This window comes from Bradyrhizobium sp. CCBAU 11386, assembly GCF_028128955.1.
Taxonomy (GTDB): Bacteria; Pseudomonadota; Alphaproteobacteria; order Rhizobiales; family Xanthobacteraceae; genus Bradyrhizobium.
Map to the genome: position 1 here is coordinate 36372 of NZ_LBKA01000211.1, position 6276 is coordinate 42647.

Genomic DNA, 6276 nt, shown 5'->3' on the forward strand with positions numbered 1-6276 from the left:
GCTAGATTTTTCCCTCAATCGTGAGGTAGTCAACTTTTCCAGCCGAAAGGGCCCGCAGCGACTTGGCTGAGTCCCATTCGCCAAGCTGCTCGGCAGCATAAGCGGAGATTGATCCGGATTTCCGCATCAGGTCGTCACCCGCCTTGCTTGCAGCGCCTGCCGCCAGCGCGCGCTTACCGAAACTGAACGCTGACACTGAGTCGTTTCGATTGAGGTAGATGTGCGCCGAATTGTTGAACGCCCAGGCCCGACGCTGGTCGCCCTTCTGCGCAACGTCGGCGAACAAACGGTATGCGCTGGCACGCGCAAGCGGATCCTTGTCCGTCATTGCCGTCGCGAAGAGATCGTCCGGTTGAACGTTTAGCGCCGCAAGCACACCTTGTGTCGTTCTAACCGTTACGTCGTTCGGATCGCCGGGGAGCGAGGGAACGGCGGCATGCAGGGACGCGTAAAGAGTGATAAGGCCATCGACATTTCCAGCCTTGGCGGCAAATTTCCGTTGCATCTCACGATGTAACTCATCGCGATAGTCGTCGAGATAATCCATGAATTCGTCCGATCCGACCAGGTGAAGGTGTCCCTCGCCGGTCGATCGCGACGTATTTGCCGTGGAGTACATGCGTTCCGACGCTATCCATTTCGGTACAGTTCCGTCGCCGTCGTCACACAGCTTCGTGTCAATCGTCGCAGTCTCGTTCAGGGTAGCCGGCTGGTTGATCGTCACCTCGCAAATGGTCTTGCGACGCATCCCCGAAAGCCAGACCACATCAAACTTCTGCTCGGGCCGGTAGTGACTGATCTCGCAGGCAAATTCGCGGGCCGAACTCAGCAGCTTCGGCAACTGCTTGTCCACGAAACCACCCCGATCGATCGACGGATCGATAATCTTAGGCCAGCGAAACAGCTTCCATGTACTGGGTTCGAACAGATCGATTTGCGAGGACGTACTGCCATTCGTCGATTTGACAAAAACCTGCGACGGCCATTTTGGGTCGACGAAGCACTTGTTCGTGTTGACGATCGGCAGCAGTTCATAGGCACTCGGGAAGGTTGCGCCAAAGGCATTCAGCGACTTCGAGAAGGTCGTTGAATCCGCGAAGCCCAGGATTGCATTCAACGTTGTGTCGTCGCGGTCAACGAACAGAGAATAATTGTCGGCGAATGCAGTGATTGCCTTCGGCGCTCCATAGTGGGGTGTTCCCACGAAGATGATGCGCTTGATCTTTGCCCAACTGGCAAACGTTTCTCCCTGCGAACACCCCGACGATTCGTACAGATCCTTCAGCCACGACTTGACGACCAGTCCGCCCATACTGTGCGCTATGAGCACGAGCGGCCGCGTTGCGAACTCGGCCTTATTGTCACACATCCATGCTGCAAACTTCTTCGCGCTCCGAGCATTTGGCTGACGCCAATCGTAGCCGAACTTGCGCAAGCTGTTGCCTGCAGAAAGATCCAGGAATGCGAGCTTGGCAACGGCTCTTCCGTAGACGTCGAATGCCTTGTTGAAGACGTAGTAATCCTCCAACGGCTCAGCGGTGACCTGATCCGTTTCATCATACAGCAGAAGCTTGTTTGGCGTGGAAAAGACCCCGTCTGCCCGCCCCCAGATCAGAGCCGTCTTGCCGTTCGGCAGCATCTTGGTCAGACGCGACCCCATGACCCCCGGGACAAAGATAAACAGTGGAAAGGTTTCGGCAGCGGCCGCTTCCATCACCGATCTTTGCGAGTCCGGCAGTTGCTTGATGGCAGCCCGGATCTCGCTCCCCGCGGGGAGGCGAAGGCTGACTGGATCGGCACCGGCGGTGTGCCCTTGCACCAGCATTGCAACGATCAAAAGCGGACCACGGATGTACTTGATCAGCAACATGGGCTTCTCCCCCTCTCCAGAATATCCGAGATGCCGACACCACTTCAACACTGGCTGTGAGTTTACCTACCCTCAACTCTGGGGCGAATCTTGAAATCAGAACAATTCCGTGAGTTGCCCTCGCCCCGGAACCTCTTAGACGCGCGCCCCTGCCATCCGGGCGGAAAACCCCAGCCACGCCCGCTATTTGGGTAAAACCTTAGGGTTTTTACGGTCTTCCCGCGCCTGCTCCATTGACTTTGGCCAATTCCCGCCTATGTTCCGGAGCGACGCAGCTCAGATCGAAGAGCGATTCTTGAGCCTTGCGCTTTGTTCGCGTGAGTCAGCACCCCCAGCTTCCTTGAGAGCGCGCCGTTTCGGGGTGGAACGCGACCAGCCTTATTACCCTCGATTCCGAACGGCGGTTTCGACCAGAGGCTCAATGTCCTTTTCAAATCTCGGACTATCCGAAAAAGTCCTAGCCGCAGTGGCGGCCACCGGTTACACCACCCCCACCCCCATTCAGGAACAGGCGATCCCCCACGTCCTCGCACGCAAGGACGTCCTCGGCATCGCCCAGACCGGCACCGGCAAGACCGCGGCCTTCGTGCTGCCGATGCTCACCATTCTCGAAAAGGGCAGAGCCCGGGCGCGCATGCCGCGCACCCTGATCCTGGAGCCGACCCGCGAGCTCGCGGCACAGGTCAAAGAGAATTTTGACCGCTACGGCGCCGGCCAGAAGCTCAACGTCGCGCTGCTGATCGGCGGCGTTTCGTTCGGCGACCAGGATGCCAAGCTGACGCGCGGCGTCGACGTGCTGATCGCAACCCCGGGCCGCCTGCTCGACCACACCGAGCGCGGCGGCCTCCTGCTCACCGGCGTCGAGCTGCTCGTCATCGACGAAGCCGACCGCATGCTGGACATGGGCTTCATTCCCGACATCGAGCGCATCTGCAAGCTCGTCCCGTTCACGCGGCAGACCCTGTTCTTCACCGCGACCATGCCGCCGGAAATCCGGCGCATCACCGAGACCTTCCTGCACAACCCGCAGAAGGTCGAAGTCTCCAAGCCCGCCACTACCGCCGTCACCGTCACGCAGTCCCAGGTTCCGGCCGGGCGCGAGGCGCATGAAAAGCGCGAATTGCTCCGCCGCCTGCTGCGCGAGGCCAAGGATCTCAAGAACGCGATCATCTTCTGCAATCGCAAGCGCGAAGTCGCGATCGTTCACAAATCGCTCCAGAAGCACGGCTTCAGCGTCGGCGCGCTGCACGGCGACATGGACCAGCCGGCCCGCATGGCCGCGCTGGAGCAGTTCCGCAAGGGTGAGCTGCCGTTGCTGGTCGCCTCCGACGTCGCCGCCCGCGGCCTCGACATTCCCGAGGTCAGCCACGTCTTCAATTTCGACGTCCCTCACCATCCCGACGACTATGTCCATCGCGTCGGCCGCACCGGCCGCGCCGGCCGCAGCGGTACGGCGATCTCGATCGTCACGCCGCTCGACCAGAAGTCGATGGTCGCGATCGAAAAGCTGATCGGCCAGAGCATTCCGCGCGCCGAGGGCGACTACGAAGTCCACGCAGAAGCCGGCGATGCGACCGACCGTCCGCGCGAGCAGCGCGGCCGCGAACGTTCGCGCGGCGGACGCGGCAAGCCGCAACGCGGCCGCGACCGTGAGCGCAGCCACGAGCCGCGCGAGGCGCGTGGCGAGGCGCGGCCTTCAGCCGAAGCACGGCCCGCTCCCGAGGCGAGGCCCGCACGCGAGGCAAGGCCTCCGCGCGAAGCCAGGCAATCATCCGAGCCACGTCACGGCGCGCGCCCGCAGGCCAATGCGTCGCATGTGCCGTCGATCGGCCGTCCCGAACCGCGCCGCCAGCGCGAGGTCGACACCGAGCCGGGCGATCATTCGCACCTTCCGGCGTTTCTGTTGCGGCCGGTCCGCTCCCCCGCCGGCGCCTGAAGCGCGACGCGCTTCAGGTCGGTTGAGACAGACTGCCGCACACGTTTTCAGACGCACACGTTTTCAGACGCATTCGTGAACGTATATTTACGGGGTGTTCACGATCGTCCGTTAGCCTACGAACATAATTTAAGCATTGCTGCGGTCGATGGCGCACCGACCGCTGTGGGGTATGTTCCGTGGTCAAGGTGCTCGACGAACACGAACGCACAATGGCGTTCGCCGAGGTGGCGCTCGGTCAGATCCGCTCGCTCCGCCAAACCGCAATTCCCCGCAATTACGAGATCTGGTACGTCTACGCCACCGGCTACAACGCGCCGCTCAACAAGATCATCAACGAGACGCTGGCCCGCCACGGCAGGCTGACCGAAGCCGATCTCGAGCAGATCTACGAGACCTATCTCTCCCACATCAAGACCACCGACCGCATCGACAAGGTCGGCGCGCGCGTCATCGGCGAGATCGACGACGTGATGAAGGTGCTGAGCGATGCGCTCGGCATGACCGGCTCCTATGACGCCAGCCTGTCGGGCGCGACCGAAAGGCTGTCGTCGGCCAAGAGCCGCGAGCAGATCAAGGCGATCGTCGAGACGCTGGTGCGCTCGACTAGCGAGATGCGGGAGACCAACAAGGCGCTGGAAGACCGGCTGACGCTGTCCAAGAACGAGATCAGCAATCTCCAGCAGAGCCTGGAGGCGATCCGCGCCGAGAGCCTGACCGACCCGCTGACGGGCCTCGGCAACCGCAAATATTTCGACCGCATGATCGGCATGGCCGTACAGAGCGCGCTAGCCAGTGGCGAGCCGCTGTCGCTGCTGCTGTTCGACATCGACCACTTCAAGTCGTTCAACGATTCCTACGGCCATCTCACCGGCGACCAGGTGCTGCGCCTGGTCGGCTTGTCCATGAAGCAGACCATCAAGGGCCAGGACATCACCGCGCGCTATGGTGGCGAGGAGTTCGCCGTGCTGCTGCCCAACACCGCGCTGCGCCAGGCCCTCACGGTCGCCGATCACATCCGCCGCGCCGTCATGGCGAAGGAGTTGAAGAAGAAATCCACCGGCGAGATCCTCGGCCGCGTCACCATCTCCGTCGGCGTCTCCATGCTCAAGCCGGGCGACGACACCGACGCGCTGATCGAACGCGCCGATGCCTGCCTCTACGCCGCCAAGCGCAACGGCCGCAACCGCGTGATCTGCGAAGCCGATCCGGAATTTGCCATCGAGAGCCACAGTCGCGTGGCGTGACGCGGACGCTGCGCGCAGAAGACCATGCGCGCTTGACATTCTCTCCCGACGAGCAACATCTTCCTCGCCGCCTTACGGTGCCTGACCGCGAGCGGCCAGAGGACTTGTCGTCTTGCCCAACCCTCATGATTTTCACAGCCCGCAACCGTCCTACACCAGGGACGAGTTGCTGCGATCGAGCGAAGGCGGCTATTTCGGCCCCGGCAATGCGCAATTGCCGGCACCGCCGATGCTGATGATGGACCGCATCTCCGAGATCAGCCTGGACGGCGGCGCGTTCGGCAAGGGCCATATCGTCGGCGAACTCGATATTGTACCGGGCCATTGGTTCTTCGATTGCCACTTTCGCGGCGATCCGATGATGCCGTCCTCTCTCGGGCTCGATGCCATGTGGCAGATGATCGGCTATTGGCTCGGCTGGTCGGGCTCACCCGGCAAGGGCCGCGCCATCGGGGTCGGCGAAGTCGAGTGCACGGGCGAGATCACACCGACCGCGCAGCGCGTGCGCTACGAGGTCGCCATGCGCATGGTCCGGCGCGGCAAGCTGGTGCTGGGAATTGCCGACGGTCGGGTGCTTGCCGACGGCACCTGCGTCTTCATGGCCAAGGACATGAGGGTTGGCCTCACCAAGGCCGCGGACTGAACTCAGCCGCTTCGCCTGGCGCGCTTGCGAACCGGGCTCTTCTTGCTCGCCTTCTTCGGCGCTTTCGCAGGCTTGACGGCTTTCTTCGCCGGTTTGGTCGCCGCCCTCTTCGCCGCCTTCTTACCCCTGGGCCGCTGCTTCACCTTGGCGCGCTGGGCGGCGGCAAGGGCCGCCCTCGCCCATTGCGCGAGCTCCTGGGAATCGTCGAACAGCCGCGCGGGCAGCTCCCAATAGGAGTTGACCGTCACGGTCTTGGCGCGGGTCGAATACTGGAACGGCTTCGAGCCTTCTGCCTCGAAGTCCGGGATGGTCAATTCGTCGGCGCGGAGGAACAGGCCGGCGCGCAAGGCGAGCGCGAAATTGGTGCCGTCGGCGGAGATGCCGTAGCCGGAGAACATCTTGCGGATGGTGACAGGGCCGAAATCAGCGAACAGGTCGATCAGGAATTCGCGGTCCATGGGCGTGCTCTCTCCGCATGGTCGTCCTGGCGAAAGCCAGGACCCATTATCCCAGGGAGTAGTTTAGCGAAGACTGGAAGTCACGCCACGCGGTACGAACATCTCCCCCTATCGAGAGATCA

Annotated in this window: 5 protein-coding genes; 3 read left to right on the plus strand and 2 right to left on the minus strand. The window is 62.2% G+C overall.

The window, feature by feature from the left end:
- Nucleotide 1 precedes the first annotated feature (1 nt).
- The gene (locus XI09_RS16860; protein WP_271567817.1) at nt 2-1870 is read right to left on the minus strand and encodes a lipase/acyltransferase domain-containing protein; all 1869 of its coding nucleotides are present in this window, start codon (nt 1868-1870) and stop codon (nt 2-4) included.
- Nucleotides 1871-2291: 421 nt separating this feature from the next.
- Between XI09_RS16860 and XI09_RS16865 the strand changes: the two genes are divergently transcribed.
- From XI09_RS16865 to fabA, 3 genes are all read left to right on the plus strand, one after another.
- The gene (locus XI09_RS16865; RefSeq protein ID WP_271567818.1) at nt 2292-3806 is read left to right on the plus strand and encodes a DEAD/DEAH box helicase; all 1515 of its coding nucleotides are present in this window, start codon (nt 2292-2294) and stop codon (nt 3804-3806) included.
- A 179-nt stretch (nt 3807-3985) separates the two neighbouring features.
- Nucleotides 3986-5053, plus strand: coding sequence for a GGDEF domain-containing protein (locus tag XI09_RS16870; RefSeq protein ID WP_271567819.1), 1068 nt, complete (start codon nt 3986-3988; stop codon nt 5051-5053).
- 112 nt (nt 5054-5165) lie between these two features.
- Complete coding sequence (gene fabA, locus XI09_RS16875; protein ID WP_271567820.1) at nt 5166-5696, plus strand: bifunctional 3-hydroxydecanoyl-ACP dehydratase/trans-2-decenoyl-ACP isomerase; 531 nt, start codon at nt 5166-5168, stop codon at nt 5694-5696.
- Nucleotides 5697-5698: 2 nt separating this feature from the next.
- On the opposite strand, the gene XI09_RS16880 is transcribed toward fabA, so the two are convergent.
- Nucleotides 5699-6154 (minus strand): TfoX/Sxy family protein, encoded by a 456-nt coding sequence (locus XI09_RS16880; RefSeq protein WP_271567821.1) that lies wholly within the window; start codon nt 6152-6154, stop codon nt 5699-5701.
- Nucleotides 6155-6276 lie beyond the last annotated feature (122 nt).